The organism is Nostoc sp. C052, assembly GCF_013393905.1.
GTDB lineage: Bacteria > Cyanobacteriota > Cyanobacteriia > Cyanobacteriales > Nostocaceae > Nostoc.
On the sequence record NZ_CP040275.1, the window covers coordinates 138,468 to 156,518 of the forward strand.

17 protein-coding genes and 1 pseudogene are annotated in these 18,051 nt (G+C 40.3%); 10 read left to right on the forward strand and 8 right to left on the reverse strand.

The window, feature by feature from the left end:
- Nucleotides 1–436: 436 nt before the first annotated feature.
- Nucleotides 437–982 carry a hypothetical protein gene (locus FD723_RS43590; protein ID WP_256875385.1) on the forward strand — a complete coding sequence of 182 codons (546 nt, stop codon included), beginning with the start codon at nucleotides 437–439 and terminating at the stop codon, nucleotides 980–982.
- A 139-nt stretch (nucleotides 983–1,121) separates the two neighbouring features.
- Nucleotides 1,122–1,556: a hypothetical protein gene (locus tag FD723_RS43595; RefSeq protein ID WP_256875386.1), complete on the forward strand. Its 435-nt coding sequence runs from the start codon at nucleotides 1,122–1,124 to the stop codon at nucleotides 1,554–1,556.
- On the opposite strand, the gene FD723_RS36880 is transcribed toward FD723_RS43595, so the two are convergent.
- Nucleotides 1,548–1,727, reverse strand: coding sequence for a hypothetical protein (locus FD723_RS36880; protein ID WP_179069987.1), 180 nt, complete (start codon nucleotides 1,725–1,727; stop codon nucleotides 1,548–1,550). The genes FD723_RS43595 and FD723_RS36880 overlap by 9 nt on opposite strands.
- Nucleotides 1,728–1,881: 154 nt before the next feature.
- Here FD723_RS36880 and FD723_RS36885 point away from each other — a divergent pair, with 154 nt between their 5' ends.
- Complete coding sequence (locus FD723_RS36885) at nucleotides 1,882–2,025, forward strand: hypothetical protein (protein ID WP_179070147.1); 144 nt, start codon at nucleotides 1,882–1,884, stop codon at nucleotides 2,023–2,025.
- Between the two features lie 38 nt (nucleotides 2,026–2,063).
- Nucleotides 2,064–2,330: a hypothetical protein gene (locus tag FD723_RS36890; protein WP_179069989.1), complete on the forward strand. Its 267-nt coding sequence runs from the start codon at nucleotides 2,064–2,066 to the stop codon at nucleotides 2,328–2,330.
- Nucleotides 2,331–2,428: 98 nt separating this feature from the next.
- Here the strand turns inward: FD723_RS36890 and FD723_RS36895 are convergent, their stop codons facing one another.
- The 5 genes from FD723_RS36895 to FD723_RS36915 all read right to left on the reverse strand — a co-directional run bounded on the left by FD723_RS36895 (nucleotide 2,429) and on the right by FD723_RS36915 (nucleotide 8,400).
- Nucleotides 2,429–2,677: a hypothetical protein gene (locus tag FD723_RS36895; RefSeq protein WP_179069990.1), complete on the reverse strand. Its 249-nt coding sequence runs from the start codon at nucleotides 2,675–2,677 to the stop codon at nucleotides 2,429–2,431.
- A gap of 95 nt (nucleotides 2,678–2,772) precedes the next feature.
- A complete protein-coding gene (locus tag FD723_RS36900; protein WP_306297048.1) occupies nucleotides 2,773–3,660 on the reverse strand; it encodes an RNA polymerase sigma factor, RpoD/SigA family in 888 nt (295 codons plus the stop codon).
- Nucleotides 3,661–3,796: 136 nt separating this feature from the next.
- Nucleotides 3,797–6,043, reverse strand: a complete 2,247-nt coding sequence (locus FD723_RS36905) for an ATP-dependent RecD-like DNA helicase (RefSeq protein WP_179070148.1) — start codon at nucleotides 6,041–6,043, stop codon at nucleotides 3,797–3,799.
- A 330-nt stretch (nucleotides 6,044–6,373) separates the two neighbouring features.
- Nucleotides 6,374–7,537: a ParB/RepB/Spo0J family partition protein gene (locus FD723_RS36910; RefSeq protein ID WP_179070149.1), complete on the reverse strand. Its 1,164-nt coding sequence runs from the start codon at nucleotides 7,535–7,537 to the stop codon at nucleotides 6,374–6,376.
- Nucleotides 7,537–8,400 carry a ParA family protein gene (locus tag FD723_RS36915; protein WP_179070150.1) on the reverse strand — a complete coding sequence of 288 codons (864 nt, stop codon included), beginning with the start codon at nucleotides 8,398–8,400 and terminating at the stop codon, nucleotides 7,537–7,539. The genes FD723_RS36910 and FD723_RS36915 overlap by 1 nt, the downstream gene beginning before the upstream one ends.
- 316 nt (nucleotides 8,401–8,716) lie before the next feature.
- On the opposite strand from FD723_RS36915, the pseudogene FD723_RS43600 reads away from it, so the two are divergent.
- The 5 genes and pseudogenes from FD723_RS43600 to FD723_RS36935 form a co-directional block, all read left to right on the forward strand.
- Nucleotides 8,717–8,917 (forward strand): annotated as a pseudogene (locus tag FD723_RS43600) (hypothetical protein); the annotation flags it as partial.
- A gap of 340 nt (nucleotides 8,918–9,257) precedes the next feature.
- Nucleotides 9,258–10,214 (forward strand): ParM/StbA family protein, encoded by a 957-nt coding sequence (locus tag FD723_RS36920; RefSeq protein ID WP_179070151.1) that lies wholly within the window; start codon nucleotides 9,258–9,260, stop codon nucleotides 10,212–10,214.
- 8 nt (nucleotides 10,215–10,222) lie between these two features.
- Nucleotides 10,223–10,516, forward strand: a complete 294-nt coding sequence (locus FD723_RS36925) for a hypothetical protein (protein ID WP_179070152.1) — start codon at nucleotides 10,223–10,225, stop codon at nucleotides 10,514–10,516.
- 215 nt (nucleotides 10,517–10,731) lie between these two features.
- Nucleotides 10,732–10,989, forward strand: a complete 258-nt coding sequence (locus tag FD723_RS36930) for a type II toxin-antitoxin system ParD family antitoxin (protein WP_179070153.1) — start codon at nucleotides 10,732–10,734, stop codon at nucleotides 10,987–10,989.
- Nucleotides 10,989–11,291 carry a type II toxin-antitoxin system RelE/ParE family toxin gene (locus FD723_RS36935; RefSeq protein ID WP_179070154.1) on the forward strand — a complete coding sequence of 101 codons (303 nt, stop codon included), beginning with the start codon at nucleotides 10,989–10,991 and terminating at the stop codon, nucleotides 11,289–11,291. Before FD723_RS36930 ends, FD723_RS36935 begins: the two co-directional genes overlap by 1 nt.
- 169 nt (nucleotides 11,292–11,460) lie before the next feature.
- Here FD723_RS36935 and FD723_RS36940 read toward each other — a convergent pair whose 3' ends face one another.
- Entirely contained in the window at nucleotides 11,461–16,641 is a 5,181-nt protein-coding gene (locus FD723_RS36940; RefSeq protein WP_179070155.1) for a hypothetical protein, read from the reverse strand.
- Nucleotides 16,642–16,688: 47 nt separating this feature from the next.
- On the opposite strand from FD723_RS36940, the gene FD723_RS36945 reads away from it, so the two are divergent.
- The gene (locus FD723_RS36945; protein WP_179070156.1) at nucleotides 16,689–17,219 is read left to right on the forward strand and encodes a hypothetical protein; all 531 of its coding nucleotides are present in this window, start codon (nucleotides 16,689–16,691) and stop codon (nucleotides 17,217–17,219) included.
- A gap of 283 nt (nucleotides 17,220–17,502) precedes the next feature.
- Here FD723_RS36945 and FD723_RS36950 read toward each other — a convergent pair whose 3' ends face one another.
- Nucleotides 17,503–17,877, reverse strand: a complete 375-nt coding sequence (locus FD723_RS36950; RefSeq protein ID WP_179070157.1) for a hypothetical protein — start codon at nucleotides 17,875–17,877, stop codon at nucleotides 17,503–17,505.
- Between the last annotated feature and the right edge of the window lie 174 nt (nucleotides 17,878–18,051).

An 18,051-nucleotide genomic window follows, 5' to 3' on the forward strand; every position in this document is an offset into this window, starting at 1 on the left:
ATGAACAGAAGCCGATTATCTTGTCAAATAACTGTGGAAAACAGTAGAAATAGCTGTGGAAAGTCTGTGGAATAAAGGAACAAAAGTAGAGCTAATGATAAGAATTGCAAAAAGTTTAGATTTGTAATCCTTGCCGTTGCAGTATGACATCAGCCTCAGTATTGTCGAAGGAGCTAATCATGAGAGGATGGACAAAGGCTTTTTATACCTATAATAAAAAATACGAAGCATAAAATTGTTTGGCTCATAATAGATGCCAACAAAAATATCGTAATTCAATCAGCATATCCTTCACCACTTTCTATTCACAATATTTTTTTGTAGCAACCTATTTTCAGCCATTAATTCTGTATTAATTTCTTGTTGATAACCAGAAATTAATTAGCAAACACCAAATATTTAAAAGTTAAATACTTTATTAAAGATAAAGAAAACTATGAGCGAGTACCAATATTACGAATTCCAGGCATTAGACCGACCATTAACTGCATCAGAACAAGCATATATAAGTACTCTATCTAGTCGAGTACAACTGAGTGCAACAAACGCAATTTTTACCTACAGCTATGGAGACTTTCGAGGTGAACCCAAGGAAGTTTTAGAAAAGTGTTTCGACATCATGTTATACATGGCGAATTGGGGGACGCGACAATTAATGTTTCGTTTCCCTAAAACTGTGGTTGCTTCATCAGTTTTTGAGCCTTATTGTGTAGCTGATAAAATTACTGTATCAAGGAGCAAAAACTATGTAATTGTAGATATTAGTATCCAGGACGAAGAATATGGAGATTGGATAGAAGGGGAGGGATGGCTAGCACAATTAGTGCAGTTGCGTGATGATATTTTGCAAGGAGATTATCGAGTTTTATACCTGGCTTGGTTAAAAGCAGCTTCAATAGCAATTGAAGAAGGGGAAAATGAAGAAGATTTAGTTGAACCACCTGTCCCAGCAAACTTGAAAAAGCTACCTGCTTGCAATTGAGACTTTTACGGAGTTATTTGATATTGACCAGGATTTAATTGCATCGGCATCTCAAGTAAGTATTGATATAAAAGAAAATACTGAACCCATAGAAGAGTGGATTACAGCTTTATCATCAGAGGAAAAAGACTATTTCCTCTTGAAAGTGGCAACAGGTGAAATTAATGTTGGGATACAACTTACAAACCGACTGCGAGAACTATTTAAGATTCCGAGAAGTGAGAGCAATCATGATGCTCCCAAACGCTCATTCTCACAGTTACTAGAAAATGCTAATGAGCAAATGCAACAGCGTCAGCAACGAGAAAAACTGGCAGCACAACAGCAAAAAATCCGCAAGTTAGAAGTTCTAGCTAAAAATCAAGATAAAGTCTGGTCAGATATATATAAATTACTTGAATTCAAGCAATCCAAAACTTATGACCAAGCAGTTGCACATCTAGTTGACTTACGGGAATTGGCTGAATATCAAGGAAAGCTAGAGGAATTCAAAGCTTCTATTAAGCAAATGCAAAAAGATTATAGCACCCGGACTGGATTACTATCGCGCCTGAAGAAAATTGGATTACTGTAAATTCTCTAAGTTCTCCCAATTCTCTAAGAAAGATTCTACATCTTGTTGATTTTCTTCAAGTAACTCATTAAGTAGTTTTTGGTCGATCTTAATATCTTTTAAATCACATATCTGTTGATGAAGTGCATAAAATATAATTTTCACCATTGAGGGTTTAGGGGAGTTTTGCATACAAGTAGAAACGTTGGAGCATTGATAGTCAACTCCTGTCATTTGACGACAATCTAAACCCATTGGACAATACATAATATAATAAATTCAGGAATTTGATATTACTATAAGTGTGGGACGAATTAAGGTTAGCTAGCAGGGCTACAATTTATCTGTGACAGAGGTACTGTATTTAGAAAATAATCAATCAGTTGGTTGGTACACTTGTAAACATCTTTCTCACCAAATTGAACTGGCAGCTTTGGAGGGAACCGCTTCTGGCTTTGTCCTACTTTCATTAATCGTCAGAGAAAACTAAAATAGTTATTAATACAAATATACTATTGAGTGAGGAATATGACAGAACTTGGCAGCACTTACAACCACAATAGTCAAGCATCAACAGCCAGCATTGAATCACGTCAAATAGCCAAAGAGTTCACCAATGGTATTGCTGAATATAATTGGAAAGTTGATTACTTCAAGTTTTGTCAGCTTTTAGAACTGGAGCCAGGGCAATATGCAGATGATCAATACCGATATTTTCAGCAGTTAGCGGAATCGCTGACGAGATTTAACGCTGAGTCTTTAGCCAAAATGATTGATGCTGGGGTGAAAAAATAAGCTTTTGAGTTAAATACTAAGTTAAAGGTGGGGACTGAAATCAACTTTCTTGCTTGATTTTGAGTCACTATCACTGACTAGCAATCTTTGACAAAAAATTATCCTAGCTTACCCTCATCACTCCTATAAGTCATAGCTCTGGGTTTTCTTTTCTTGAGAGGGACTACTGATTTCTTGGGTGCTTGTGGCGGACGGCATATTTCACAGTAGAGCGGTCGCACACCAAAAGTTTCTCTTTGTGTGGGTTGCTCACACTGCTTACATACGAAGTTGAAAACGCGAGTATGAATTTCCCGCTTGTGCGCTCTAACCGTGTACTCTCTGACTTCAATAGTTTTGCTGGGCATTGACTGATTACTGTTGGGGACTTACTTCATTCTTAATATAGTTTTTCGTCTTAGTTCTACAAGATCCGTGCATCATCTGACGAAAGTAATTCTACTTAATCAAATAAATACTCTTGCATGTCGTTTTGTCGATGGCGGAGAATACTTATAGCTTTGACCTGGATTTGACGAATCCGTTCTCGGCTGAGGTTTAGCTGTTGGCCAATCTGAGCTAGATTGAAATGCTGATCGTTCTCTAGCCCAAAGCTTAAAGTCAACACTTGACGCTGTATAGGTGTCAATGGTTCTAAGAATTTAGCTACATCTTGCGATAAAAGTTCTTGGCTAAGGAGTTTTTCTGGTGAAGCGGCATCGCTGGCTAAAATTTCGCCCAATTCTGTCTCTTTTTCATCTCCTACTTGTTTATTTAAAGAAATGGCTGTGCGAGAAGCAGTGAGATATTCTCGAAGCTTATCTGTGCTTATGTTTAAGAGTGTTGCAATTTCTTCGGCAGTGGCATGACGACCGAGTTTTTGAAAGCTTTCTCGCTGTACTTTTCTAATTTTGGTAAGTATTCCAGTGAGATGAATAGGCAATCTAATAGTGCGCGATTGTTCTGCTATGGCGCGTGTAATCTCCTGACGAATCCACCAGTAGGCGTAGGTTGATAGCTTATACCCCCGGTTGGGATCAAACTTTTCTATACCCCTTTGCAAACCGATTGCTCCTTCTTGGATCAAATCTAAGAATTCCAAATTGCGGTTCTGGTATTTCTTGGCAACAGATACTACTAGCCGCAGGTTTGCTGTCACCATTTTTTGTTTAGCTTTTTGGCCAAGGTGCAGCGCTGCTCGGACTTGTGCTTCGGTTTTTTCGACAGCATTGGCTAATTCTGTCATTGTTGGTTCCCGGTCTAGCTGTTGGGTGAGTTCATTTTTAGATTGCTCAATGGCAATCATTTCTTGTACAAGTCTTGCATAAGCAATTTCTTCCTCTGGCTTCAATAAAGGATACTGACCAAGGGAATTGCAAATAGATGCGAACCATGTCTGAACTGAGGCTGGACATACAAACTTTTCGGCTTTTTTTACCAGGGGACTTAAAAGTATAAATCAAATAATTCAATAAACTTTTTTATTTTTAACAATTCAGTCCTGCCTGAAGTAACCTCTGCTGTAACCTTGTGTACCGCCGTTGGTCATCAGTAGAGCGCACTGCCAGAGATATCGCTTTTTTTGCGCCAACCACTATCGCTAACTTCTTGGCACGGGTCAGCCCAGTGTAAAACAGGTTCCGAGTCAACATCATATAGTGCTGCATATAGATTGGCAAAATTACCACTGGATATTCTGACCCCTGGCTTTTATGAATAGTCACGCACCACGCTAGCGCAATTTCATTGAGGTCAGCGTAATCGTAAACCACAGTCCGCTCACCATATTGCACTGCAACTTCCTGCTCGACAGTATCAATGTTTTGGATAATTCCTAAGTCGCCGTTGAAAACTTCGCGGTTGTAGTCATTGGTTAGCTGGATGATGCGATCGCCATCGCGTAACAAATTCCCACCTCTGTTGATCTCCACCTTGTTGGGGCTGGGTGGGTTGATCAACTGCTGCAATACTGTGTTCAGGTTACGAGTCCCGATTACTCCCCGTGTCATCGGGCAAAGGACTTGGACATCAGTAGCCGGATTAAAACCTAAGCGGGGAATTAAATCGGTAATCAACTCGCAGATTGCCTGTACACCATGTTCAGGCTGATGTCCGCCACCGTGCCAAATACAGTCAGACACAGGATTGTCGGAAATCGGTTCAATCGTGGGATAAATTCCTCGATTAATTTGGTGAGCAGCAGTGATAATAGCACTTGTTTGAGCTTGGCGGAATACCTGAGTTAACCGCACTACTGGCACACGACCAGAATTAATCAAATCAGCAAGTATTTGACCTGGGCCCACAGATGGTAACTGGTCAATGTCACCCACCAACAATAGTAGAGCGCCAGCCAATACTGCTTTAAGCAAGGAGTAAGCCAGAAATAAATCAAGCATCGAAGCTTCATCAGCGATAATTGCCGTGTGGGGCAAAGGATTTTCGCTATCGCGCTTGAAACCCCTTGAGCGGGGGTCAAATTCTAACAAGCGATGTATGGTTTTAGCTTCCAGCCCAGTCATCTCACCTAAGCGTTGAGCAGCCCGTCCAGTTGGTGCAGCCAACGCAATAGATTTACCCATTGCTTTCCACAGGCTGACAATGGTGTGAGTTGTGAAGGTCTTTCCAACGCCAGGGCCACCAGTGAGGATCATGATTTTGGAGTAGGCTGCTGTTTCTACAGCTTGGCGTTGCTGTTCTGAAAGCTGAATTTTACGGCTAGCAGTAAAGCGCTCAATCCAATCACGCACGCGTTCAATGTCAGTGCCAACAGGTTTTTCCAAGCGTTGGCGTATCAGTTGAGCTAAATTCTGTTCCGTATGGAAGTAAGTCGGCTTATAGCAAAGTAGCCTTTTTTCTTCATCCCGCTCTCTAATCAGCTCGTCTGCCAGAGCCATATCTTTAATAATGATCGCAACCGCTTCTTCTGTGGGCTGATGAGATTCGGTAGTCAGTAGTTTGATTACCGACTCAATCAGTTCGCTTTGTGGCAGGTAACAGTGACCATCTTCGGCAGCTTCACTTAGACAGTGGATAATTCCTGCACGGTAACGAAATTCTGAGTCAGGGGCAATTCCGATATTCCGTGCAATCTTGTCAGCAGTTAGAAAACCAATCCCGTAAATGTCGGCTGCTAGCTGATAAGGGTTATTGGTAACAGTGGCAATTGCTTCATCCTTATATTGCTTGTAAATCTTCACAGCATAAGTGGTAGAAACGCCATGCCCTTGGAGAAACACCATCACTTCTTTTATGGCTTTCTGTGTCTCCCAGGCATTTTTAATTAACTTAATCCGCTTTTTGGCAATGCCTTGAACTTCGATGAGCCGGTCAATTTGGTTTTCGATAATGTCCAGGGTTTCTAAACCAAAGTGGGCAACAATGCGTCTTGCTGTGACTGGGCCAACACCTTTGATCAGTCCACTGCCCAAATATTTCTCAATTCCGGTGAGAGTGGCTGGTTTGGTTTCTTTGTAGTTGACTACTTGGAACTGGGGGCCAAATTGTGGATGGTCACGCCAGAAACCAGTTAGCTGTAGAGTTTGACCTGGCTGAATATTAGCAAAGCTGCCGACAATTGTTGTCAGTTCGGTGCTACGGGGACGGGTCAGCCTTGCCACAGTGTAACCCGATTCAGCAGAGTAAAAAGTTAGGCGTTCTACGACTCCGGTGATTGTTTCGTGTTGAGGAAAGGCGCTTACTTGTTGAGGGGAAAGATTAGGGGGAGTGGACATTGCTTATCATCAGATGCCGCACATCATTATAATACTGGGAGTGGAGCCATCATAGTACATAACTACTATATAGCATACCCAACATTAGTATCATCGACAACTCACCCTAATTTCCCTTGATCACTCCATGTCATAGCTCTAGGTTTCCTTTTCTTAAGTGAGACTACTGAATATTTGGGTGCTTGAGGAGGGCAGTAGCTTTCGCAGTAAAGCGATCCTGCTTATATCTATATATCAACGAGGTGAGCAAAAACGTTTAGAACAAAGTAGATGACACCTTGAATTGGTAACTCACTTTGTCAGGGATAACTATATTACAAAAACTGCTTACTACATCAGGGTTTTAATCTCATCGAGCTTTTCTTGAAGGACTTGGCGTAGTTTAATAAGTCGTGTCTGTTCCAAAATTTTTAAATTTATTGACTGGATATCCTTAATAGTTTTGTCCATCTGTTTGTTCTGCTTGGCTTTAGAATTAGAAGTACTATACTGCTCTATGGTTTGCTTAACTAGTGTTTTAGTTTGGCTCAATGATAGTTTTTCTTCGATGACTCGATTAGTTACCTGAGTACGAATCATCAAAGCTTTAGATTCATCAATCTTCATCTGTTCAGAGGATAATTTATTGAGTTCTCTTACTTTGCTGGTTTCTAACCCTTCAGAGCGAATGACATTTTTGAGGTCTTCCGGCACTTTAAGAAGAGGAAAGATATTGTTATTAATCGATACCGGATTGAGTTGTAGTCCTAACAAAACTGAGACAATCTCATGTTCCTCATGTTCCTTGAAATCAGATGTTTCTAGCCATTCTTGCTGTGTCATCAAATCAGAATCTTTAATCAGTGCGAGATATTGAAGCTTCTTGCTGCGGACTAGTCGGTTAATGAAAGCATTCAAAAATTTTGGAATCTCGTCTTCTCGTCCTCTCAGATCGGGATACTTATAAAGAATTAATCGAATAAGAGCAGTTGCTAAGTCAAGGTCATGAAGTTTTTGGGAGTGAATACTACTTACCAGTTGACCCTCAAAAACTACGACTTCATCTGAAGTTTCTTCTTTAGGTAGAAAGACAGCTTTCAGTTTTGTCATTCCAGCAAATGGAGCTGACCTCCATCTGAGTTCTCCATCAAATATTTTGTAGCGTCCATCAAGTTGTGGAATAAGCACTATTGGGTTTTGCTGACCTTGCCGACGCAAACTTTCTGCTCGTTCTTGGATTACTAATTGAGGAAACGTTTGTCTCGGTTGAGCCGGATCGGGATCTATAAGATTTACTGCAATTTCATGTATTCCTCCTTGAGTAGCCAGTTGATTAGTGAGTTGCTCAATTTGTTGCTCTAATGTAGTTTTTTCTTCTGAACTAAATACATTTGCTCGCAGCTGTATAATTTCTACTTCGAGTTTCTCTATCTGACTTTTAAGTTGGTGAATTTGCTGAGACTGACCTGCTTGACCAAACAGTTGACTAATTTCTACAGGTTTTTTACTTGACATTACAGTTCCTCTGTCATCAATTTAATTAAGCTAGTCACAATAGGTTTAAAGTCTTCACTAGCATCATAACCAGGTCGATATAAATTTAAGGGTAATCCAGAACCACTAGCTTTAAGGTAGTAATTAGATTCTCGAATATAGGGAAAGCATCGGATTCCCATCTGTTTAATTAGAAAGGGAAGAGTTCTCTCAGGCTCAATATCAGTTCTGAGGTTGCCTTTTTTGTCTAAACCTAAAATATCTCGATGTGCCCCAACGCCATATAAATCTACTCGTGTAGGTACAAACCCTAATATTTCAGGTTGAGGTTTCAATCTCAAATCGTCTACTTTACTATAGAACCAATCTAAAAAACCTGCGAAAGCTCCTGTATCTTTATATTCTGGTTTGATAGGAACAAGCACATGTGTAGAAGCTGCTAGTGCAATCAAACCCATAGGCTCTAAGGAAGCAGGAGTATCAAAGATAATCAAATCGCTATTTAAGGGAAAATCTTCTAATCTATCTTTCAGTGTGTAGTGACGGCGATTATAGTTATATATTTCTGCAATACTTTCTTCGAGAAATTTTCCTCCTTGAATAGCCGTCACCGTCGGAAGATGTTCTGTCCAAAGTGGAACAAGTGGGTAGTCACCTGTAAATGTTTTTTTGAAGACAGCAGCTAGAGACTGCTCCATTGATGCTGGTGCAAGCCTTGCAAAAATACATAGTGAACCGTTTTGATCGAGTTCTATTAAGGTAACTTTGTAACCTTTGGCACCTACAGCATATGCTAAATGGGTTGCTACCGTGGTTTTACCTGACCCGCCTGCATTACTAGCAATTGTTAGCCGGATCTGCTTTTTAACTGTTTTCTTTTTCATTACAATGTCTTTTAAAACTCAAATCTTTGATAGTGGCAACTTGAGACATAATATACGAGTCGGTTATGAAACTAACATTAGTTTCATAACCTTGTATATGACTAAGGTTAATTTCTTCTGCTTTAAGATTCGCTAATTACTACTGTTCTAGCACCTACAAGTAGCCCACCAATAACATCTTTGAGGTGTAACTGTGGGAAGATATCAGAAAAAAAAGAACATAGCATTGGACTAGCCAATTACAAAGGTTAAACTTTTCCACTCCCATTTGTAGATCAGTTGCCCCTTCTTGAGTCAAATCCAGCAGTTATAGGTTATTCCAGCAATATTTTTTAGCTACTCCAACCTTCCCTTCTTTACGCACTGCACCCCTGCGAATATCTCAGATGATGCAGATTTAATTGAGATATTAACTCTCAACATCGCTTATTTCCAGTCGAAACCCGTTGCTACCCCCAAAATCAGGTTCCTGCTAGACCACGCTTATCACCCTGAACATCTTACAGAGGCATTAAAGTATAAATCAAACAGTCAACGATGATCTAAATTAATTTCTGCTCCGTTGATAAAAAAGATTTCCAAAATGACTCTTGGGGGCTAAATGGGGGCTATATATACCCCAACAATAGCTCAGGACTTTGGTGACATTTTGACCCCTATATAGGGTGTATGTAGGTGTTAAATGGGGTATATTTGACTGGTTAACATTTTGTACCCCATTTAGCCCCCAAGGGGTTATGATAAGCTCTTGAGATTAGGAAAAAAAGAGGTAGTTATTTTATTCTTCTCTCCCCCTACTCCCCAAAATTACCTGAACAGATAAATTTCACTTTCTTAAACTGTACTACTTGAAGCCTATGTCAAACATTCACACGTTGCAAAAAATTTTTCCTGCGGGTTTCGATAACGGTTACGGAAGCCTTAAACTTTTAGTCGATGGCTTTGAAGTAGTTCGTGTCCCCAGCTATATAACCAATGCCGAGATGGAAGATGTTCCAGGGCGTGTAGTTTTCAACGGTACTGCTTATACAGTTGGAGAGTCAGCTTACCGGACAGGGAATTATTTTGACCGCAACACAGACAATAATGAAAACAAAGTCAACAACGCATTATTGACTTTATTGGGCGCATTGGCACATCTCCCACACCGTAAGGCTTGGCATTTAAAATTAGTCATTAGCTTACATGATGTTGCTCTAGCTGACGAATTGCAAAAAGTACTCAATGGAGAATATCAGCCGATACTTGCTGGCAAACAATCAGACGTGAAAGTAGAAGTGCTGAAAGTTGTACTAGAAGGGATGGGTGCATTGTTTGGGCATCCACTACCGAAAAAATTAACCATTTTAGACTTTGGCAATGGAACAACCCTGTATTCTCGTTACAACCGGGGTCAGCGAGAAGTTCACACTGCCTACCCCATCGGTGTAGAAGTTCTCATCGATGATATCTCCCAAAAAATGAAACATCTAAATGGAGGAAAAATCGGAGATCCATCCAAAATCCGATTTTGTTTGGAAATGGGGCATACCCGATACAGCCGTGACATCGATATCAAAGATATATACAGCGCTTGCTTGAAAGACTGGTATGAAAAATACTTGAAGAAAGTGGTGAATCTCACATTGGATGCCAAACACCAAGGGGATGAAATCTGGGCGATTGGTGGAGGCTGCCTCTTACCTGGATTTAAGAAGCTGTTGGAGAAAAACGGCTTCAAAATCCTGGACAATCCCGTAGAAGCCAATGTCTTTGGGCTTTTAGAAATGGCAAAAACCATTAGCAGCAAGAATCCTGCAACATCTATTAAGTGAATATAACTATGGCAGATAAAAAAGACTTAGCACCGGAAAAAGTTCGCCTTAAAGATAATTACCGAGAGCGCATATTTGCAGAATCGCAAAAACTAGATAAAAGTTACCTGGACACGCTTTACTTTATAGTTGATTGCTATTTTGTTTTCATCAAGGCTGGATTACCTGCACAACTTTTAGCTTCTACACCCATTAATACTGGGTCAAACCAACTCACCTCTTGGACTCCAACTCCATTTCCAGAGGAGAAAGAAGAAGAAGATTCTTCAGGGGAAACATTCAGCCTTGATTTTGATTTGTAATCGTCAAAGGAAGTTGGCAACGCTAAAGAAAGGTGATTAGCCCTGAAAGCTTTGCCAGACCTCAACTGTAACCCTCAAATGTAACAATTAATGTAATGATTTTTGCAACGCCAATTTTCTTAGTTGGGCATTATTCAACTCCAGTAATAACAAAGTTGGACATTTTTTGTTATTCCCGGTAGGATTATTGCTATGAGCCTATCAAGAGGTAGCAGATGAACGTTTCTCTGACCATAGAACTGGAAAAGTGGGTGCAATCCAAAGTTGAAAGCGGTATGTACACTTCGGCTAGTGAAGTGATCCGTGAAGGTTTGCGGCTGCTCAAAGACCAGGATGCCCTCAAAGCAATACGCCTTGCCGAGTTACGTAGGGAGATACAGCAGGGGATTGATAGCGGAGAATCTACACCGCTAAACATGGATGAAATTATCGAATTGGCTAAACAACAACGGCAGACCAGAGAATCCCCATAATGGCGACAATTCTTATAAAACCGTTAGCACAAGCTGATTTATTGGATATTTGGAATTTTATTGCCAGTGACAGCTTTGATAAAGCAGATCAGCTTCTAAAAAAAATAGACAGTCAGCTCAAAATGTTGGCATCAAACCCAGGTATGGGAAGAAAACGCGATTCCTTAGCACCAAATCTGCGAAGTTTTCCACTAGGGAATTATCTAATTTTCTACCGTTCTATAAACCAAGGGATTGAAGTTATTCGTGTTATACATGGGGCAAGAGACATTCAAAGCCTTTTTGAAGAAGATGATGAGTAAGTCGTTCTTCAATAGTTAGATTTTTGCCAACACTCCTGCTTTCTCTTTATTACTTGACTTTAGATGTGCTAGACCTCGATTATAAGAAACCTGTGCTTGCTCTAGATTAGCTGTCTCCATAGCGTTGTTCTCCTTTTTTATTGCTGAAAAGGGCTATTCTAGGATAAATCTATCTTTGTAAGTCTACTTGTTGTGTTTGAGATTTAGCTAATATTTTATCAATTTGAGTATTAACATCCTCAAAAGTTTGCAATATCTGTGGAGTTAGTTTATTAGTCTGCACCTGACCAGATTGCAAGTTTAAAATTATCTCCCCATCTTTCTGCGAAATAGTTAAATCCCTCTGCTGGGTATTGAAAGCCAAGTCATAAATCTTTCCTTTAACTTGAGTACTATTTTCATCAGACTTACCCCAGACCATGCCAATCCTTTGAGCAATTTGAGTCAACCGACTGATTTTTTCAAGCTCAAATGTATCTTTATTCATTACTGTCAACGCTTCGGCTGACAATTGCTCACCAGCTTTAAACTGATTGGCCACTTCTACAATGCGTTTTTTGTAATTCTCCGGCTTCCCTAACTTATCTGCGGCATTGTACCAATTTCTCAAGTCATCAATAGTAACTGATTGAGTTTGGACTGTTTGGTTGGGTGCGGCTCTATTTTGTGGTTCAGGAAACGGGACTATAAAACCCTCCACATAATCCCCCAAGGGTTCAAGATGTAGTCCCCAGACCTGCCCTTTGCCTGTGAACAATTCTGGTAATGCTTTGGGTGAGTGCTTTTCTATATCAGCCCATTGCTGTTGATAAACAGGGTCAGCAATCATATCAGGTGTGATTTGATACTGCTTACCGACTCGAAAGGCGACTTGCTTATCAATGCCTGTCGCTAGAGCAATATCGCCTTCCTTAAACCCATACTGTTTGTATGGTTGATAAGCTCTTGTGGTGTGAGTTCGACCATATCCTCTCATCGCATCAATGCAAGTATCCACGGGTAAAACATTGGTGTCACCATGCATCATTAATGGGTAGTTCATGGGAATCGGTTTGCCTTTGATGCTTGAAGGGGTGACATTTTGAACATCTTGGGGTGAAGTGGAATGTCGGCTTTGCAAAGGCGGGGATTGCGCTGCTTGTTCTGGTGGTTTCAAAAACTGCGGTCGTGTAGCGAGGGAATTAACTCTTTGTTGATAGTCACTATCCGATTCAATAATTGCCCCAAATTTCTTGGTCATGTTCTCCAAAGTTTTGGGGGGAATTGAACTGCTGACCAAGTTAAATACCGCTAAACCTTTCTTAGTTTCCCTGATAACATCTTCTATTGGTACTTGCTGACATTCAACATTTTGCGAAGTTAGCCATTTAGTCACAGTCTCAGCTTTCTGATTGTCAACAGCCAAGCCCATGACTCCAAGTTTTTTGTTTTCTTGGGTAGAAAATAAGAAAGTTGGACGCTCTTTAATATGATGTAAAATTTTTGCACTACTCTCAATCATCTCCTGTTGTTGGAGGTTAACCGATTGAGTCCCAAAAGCCTGAAATTCCTTTGTCCAAATAGTAGGATATTCAACGGTATTAAGGTCAATTTGAGCGCAAATAACAGAAAAATTACTTTGAACGATAGCGGGTGCAAGTGTAAGTTGTCCGCTTTTGAGCAGTCCAAGCTGTCTGAGTGCGTCTTTGTCTTTTTTGAAATGTAATACCCCCAAGGGTTCACCATTCAAAAATGCAGCATCTCTAGTTTTAGAAGCTGAGGTTTCGATAGTCAGTTTTCGGTAATCATGATCGTTGAATGTCTTACCAGAAAAATCATAAAAGTTGATTTTGTTGATTTTGAGGAGATTACCATTTGGGGACTCACCTAGCACAAAAGCTTGATCTCCAGCTTCGGAGATAGAGGTAAGTTTTAATTTGAGGGGATTACCATTTTTTAGGTAATCAACTTGTTTCAACTGTTGGGCAGAATCACTGTCTAACTCCCCTAATGTTTTACCATCTAACTTAATTTTTACTGTTTTGTCAGTCACCGGCACAGTGCCAAATTCTAAGTTGACCGATTCGGCGTTAAAAACAAGTCCTGCATAAGAGAAGTTCTTGAGTTCACAGATAGTAATTTCAACCGGCTCGTTTCCTGGTAGTCCAATAGTTGCTGATGCTGTGGCAGGTTCTACCCCAACCATACAAGAGAGCGCTTTCGTTCCAATGGGAAGCTGTGCAGTTCTGCTTTCGAGCATGGCGAATTCCTTATATTCACCATCACTATCCTGGACAAACATTAGCCTGGAAACATGGCGCTCATGTCCGACTGGGTGGTGACTAGCTCTAATTTCTATCGGGTGTTTTTCGGTGGGATTCCAGTCTCGACCCAAAAATTGATTCGCTTCATTATTCAGTGTGACTAACTTCGGTTCAGTAAATTGCAATTTATCTAAGCGATAAATAATCTCATTGGGGAAAGCAGCGAAAGCAAAATTGGAGACTTTTTTAGCGATCGCCTGGGGGTTTGCGTTTTCTTTCCTTGCAACTTCAAGTTCATCCTGGCGGGATGCACAGATGTTCCAAGCGGCGGCGGCAGATGCAAGTTTTTCTGACTCTGGGATAGAAGCGTAAAATGCGAGAGCCGCCTCTTGTGACTTGTCGAAAAGTAATTTAGTTTGGCTTCTAGTAAGTTCTGGTTTTAGTTCTAGGAGTTTAGCTCCCTGCGTGGCCATCCCCGCCTTGAGGTTGTGGTCAATCACCGATTGTTGGCTAACTGTCCCCAGGTTGCGGTAAGCGGGTTTTCCATCTGACCCAACCTCGCCATCTATCTGTGCAACTGCTAATAATTTATGGGGGCGTTCACTGTTTGTGAATTTAATCTCATCTAGGCGAATATTAAGTGTCTGGGCTTTCCAGATTAAGGGATGCCCGTAACGGGTGAGATTGGTAATTTCGAGTTGCGTTCCTGAATCCGTTTGAACAACTGCGCTAGGGCCAGACTCTGTTTCTCGCCGCCTTGAGGCACGAACCGCAGCATTGAACTTCAGATCAAATTCGTATTTGGCGGCGATCGCTGCAAATTTTTGCTGTGGTGTAAATTCTACTCCTTTGAATAAGTCTTTAAACTGGACTATGGGACGCGATTCTAACTGTGATTCTTGGAAATATTTATTAGTTTGGCTAATCAATAATTCTACTGGTGAGTAGCCCTTTGGTGTTATCCCCGTGTTTAAATAAACTGACGAAGATTTCTTATCTTTAATATAATTAACATCACGATATAAGTAGCGACTATTTTCCCTGATTTTATCCATCTCCGGTTTTTTAGCACTTTTGAATAAATCAACCGCTATTTGGTTTTGATAACATCCCTCACCAATCATTTCTCGGTACATTAGGCGATTAACATCCATCGCCTGCTGAATAATATCTGGCGTTCTGTTAGGATTCTCTGCTAGACCTACAACAGATTGCATGAAAGGCTTGTACTCTGCTCTAATTAGTTTGGGCTTCTCGCCATGTTCCTGTTCAAATAAACTTTGATAATGGCTAGAAACTTGGTCTAAATAAGTTGATTGTTGTTCTAAGTTACCGTAAGTTTTAAGTACCTCAATTTCCGATTCTAATGCTTCCAGTGCCGTCACTTGATTGTTGATTATGCCCACGCTGATGCTATCACTCATGTGGATAGCGATTTTTTCAAATGGGGGCTGGGTTCCATCTGTGGGATCATAAAATGATTGTTTTTTGAGCTTAACCGTAGGCGAATAGGCGTTTTGGGGAAGATTTCTTCGCTCTACCTCTGCTGTCAGATTAGGATATAAGCTAGCTTTTACTACACCAATGCAATCACCGTCGTAGTCTCGTGCTTGGCGTTCTGATTCGGTTTCTGCTGGGTCGATAAAATCAACATCAATCCCTCGCGCTTCTAACTCTGTAATTCTGGCTTGTATACGCTTGTGGTCTTCGTCATTAACTACAATTATGCCTTCTAAGGGTTCACCATCTGGAGCAAGACGGTCTTCAACGTGTTTATTAGTAGAGACACACAAACCATTAGAGTTGAGGAAAGGAGAGCGAAAGTTAAGAATTTTTTCTCCAAGCTCCAGCCAAGGGGCACAGATTTCACCATTTTTTAGTTCCTTGGAAGGAATAATCATTGCTCGGTCAAAAATAAGCGTTTTCCCAATAGCAATATCTCGCCACTCACTTTGTACAAAACGACTTAGCTCCTGCTTTACCTTCTCAGTTTCTAAAAGCTGTTGATGACCAAGTAAATCGGCTTTAATGAGTTTGTACATGAACAAGTCATCTTTAGTACTCTCGTCATCCAACTCCTGAGATGCATCTAAGTCATCATTTGTCCCTAAGTTTTTAATATCTGTTTCAAGATTTGTGACTTCTCCTGTTTTTAATTTATTTTGGCTCAATGATTCTTTACGTTTTTCGTATCTTTCACAATAGTAAGCAGCAACAATTCTTGGGTCATCTTGAATAGAGGCTAATCTTTGGGCTTGTACCTCTAGTTCCTCGACAAAATCTTTAAGCCCGTGAGGAAAAGATGCCAATAGTTGGGAGATAGACATCTGACCTTGTTGAGATTGTGCTTTTTCAGCTAACCAAATATTTTGCTGATGTAATCCTGGCTTAATCTGCGGTTTAGTAGGCCCTTTAGGTCTATCTTTATCTGTTCCCTTAAAACTGCTTATGGGAAGAATTATATCGATTTTTGGTTCATTGTTTGGGTCTGCGTACTTTATATCATCTAGGTTGTATGGTCGGAGTGTTCCTTTACCAAAGCGGTATTTAGTAGTATCTTCTCCGTTTCCTTCCCTCCAGCCGAATCGATGCTGGATAACACGGTAGCTTTTATCTATTTGGGATTCTTTTAAGGTTAGCTTGTCGTAAAGTTGTGTTGAAATCTGCCCATAACAATCTCCAACTAATTTATATGCCAAATCATTCGATAATATCCCTCCATTTTCGCCCCTGTTATCAGTAGAATCATCTACTACCAAAATATTTAGCTTTTCGTGAATCGCATTTTTACAAGCCCCAATAAAGATGGAACCATAAGCCCCTCGATCTTTACTGTCTGGACAAATCTTTTGAATCGTTTCTAAACATTCTTTATCTCCGTAAAGTAAGCGAGTTTTAGAAGATAGCAATAAAATCTGTCCATCTGGATGATTCTTTAATTCTTCAGCAATGCTGTATTCATCTGAGTGTCCAAATGAAAACTCTTTGTCAGGAAAATAAAATTCCAGTAAAGTATTACTGAGATTTTCAGTTAAAATGTTTTTACGATCATCTGTATAAATCCATTGATTGAGCCTGGGATCAAAATGTTTAATTTCCAGATTCATGGTTTTAAGAAGTTAATGAAACTTGGTTAATATCTTGAGAGGTTTGTATGTCAAGAATTAAGCGTTGGATAAATATGCATAAGAAAGAATTCAATGCAGATGGAACTTTAAAAGATGAAGCTCGGCAAGAAATGTTATCTCTTGGCGAACATCCTGGAGCAATTGATAGTTATGCTCGTAGGCTAAAAGCAACATACGACGAGTGGAAGCACCTGGACGAGACTGATCCAGAGCCGTGGACAATCTACACAGCCTACGATTTCTTCACTGAACAAGAAAAAAAAGAATTTAACCCAGATGGTTCTCTCAGACCTGAATATGTAGAATACGCTCAGAAAATTGGTATCAGTGAAAGTGCCCTCGAACAGCTTGAGTGGCGCAAGAAAATGGAGGTTGATAATTACAATAAAGTGTCTGCCGATCATGTAGAACAAGGCATCAACTTTGGTGCATGGTTGATGAGAGGAAGGATTGAAGACAGCAGAACATACGTTCAACGTCGGCAGCAGATGGAGCAAGACCTGCGTAACTTTGAGCCGGAAGACAGTTTGCCTTTCGACAAGGACACAGCATTTTAGGTGGGCCGAAGCAGAACGAGTGATAATATAAGCTGAAAGCATTATCAAACATCGCTTTCAGCTTTTTAGTGAAATCCTTTTAATGAGCTTGAACAGCAGATGGGTTAGCAGCTGTCGATGCTTTGACAGAGCGAAATGCCCCATTAAAAAAGGTAATCATTCCTAAGATGGCAAAGGTTGTAATGATTAATATGTGCAGTCAATTGAACGCCGAGCGTTCTTTGATTACTTCACTCGCAGTTGATCTTCCGTTGTCTGCCTGGGCGAAAAAGTGAATATTTGGTTAATTGGCTTGCCGTTCTATAGCTGGAGGGATTACCCCAGACGATCGCACAACTGACTTGTTGGAAGCGGCGGCAAGGAACGCAAACATCCCTAAAATAGCAAAAGACGTAATAATCACTTGCTGTAGGGAGGCAAATACTGACTTTTCTTTTTCCTTTTGGACAGTAATACGATTTAGATTCTGTTGAAATGCCGAGAAATACAAATAATTCAACACTTTCTCACACAGGGCAGGGTCTTCACCTATCTGTACTTTCTGGCACAGGAGAATTTCTAGATGCTCTCGGCGGCGATCGCTTGTAGATAAATCGCGCTCATCCCAGAGTTTTGCCTGGGTTGTATCTAAAGGTCTATTAATACCTAATATAGTCATACTATGGCCTTCTTTAGTTGTTGAGTTAGTTGAGGGAATAGGTGTAATCGATAATTCAATTACACCCTAGTGTGCTTTTTGAAAAATGGAACTCATACCTAACTTAAGAAGTTTAAATATGCTTTCAAAAAAGAACTAGCAACTTGAGTACTGAAAAAATCAAAGCTCAGGTTG

Bases quoted from the DNA above. Each gene is read 5' to 3' on its own strand.
- FD723_RS36895 (WP_179069990.1), bottom strand. From the start codon at position 2,677: ATGCCCAGCAAAACTATTGAAGTCAGAGAGTACACGGTTAGAGCGCAC.
- FD723_RS36920 (WP_179070151.1), top strand. From the start codon at position 9,258: ATGTCAAACATTCACACGTTGCAAAAAATTTTTCCTGCGGGTTTCGAT.
- FD723_RS36930 (WP_179070153.1), top strand. From the start codon at position 10,732: ATGAACGTTTCTCTGACCATAGAACTGGAAAAGTGGGTGCAATCCAAA.
- FD723_RS36945 (WP_179070156.1), top strand. From the start codon at position 16,689: ATGTCAAGAATTAAGCGTTGGATAAATATGCATAAGAAAGAATTCAAT.
- FD723_RS36910 (WP_179070149.1), bottom strand. From the start codon at position 7,537: ATGTCAAGTAAAAAACCTGTAGAAATTAGTCAACTGTTTGGTCAAGCA.
- FD723_RS36880 (WP_179069987.1), bottom strand. From the start codon at position 1,727: ATGCAAAACTCCCCTAAACCCTCAATGGTGAAAATTATATTTTATGCA.
- FD723_RS43590 (WP_256875385.1), top strand. From the start codon at position 437: ATGAGCGAGTACCAATATTACGAATTCCAGGCATTAGACCGACCATTA.
- FD723_RS36950 (WP_179070157.1), bottom strand. From the start codon at position 17,877: ATGACTATATTAGGTATTAATAGACCTTTAGATACAACCCAGGCAAAA.
- FD723_RS36905 (WP_179070148.1), bottom strand. From the start codon at position 6,043: ATGTCCACTCCCCCTAATCTTTCCCCTCAACAAGTAAGCGCCTTTCCT.
- FD723_RS36915 (WP_179070150.1), bottom strand. From the start codon at position 8,400: ATGAAAAAGAAAACAGTTAAAAAGCAGATCCGGCTAACAATTGCTAGT.
- FD723_RS36890 (WP_179069989.1), top strand. From the start codon at position 2,064: ATGACAGAACTTGGCAGCACTTACAACCACAATAGTCAAGCATCAACA.
- FD723_RS36925 (WP_179070152.1), top strand. From the start codon at position 10,223: ATGGCAGATAAAAAAGACTTAGCACCGGAAAAAGTTCGCCTTAAAGAT.
- FD723_RS36935 (WP_179070154.1), top strand. From the start codon at position 10,989: ATGGCGACAATTCTTATAAAACCGTTAGCACAAGCTGATTTATTGGAT.
- FD723_RS36940 (WP_179070155.1), bottom strand. From the start codon at position 16,641: ATGAATCTGGAAATTAAACATTTTGATCCCAGGCTCAATCAATGGATT.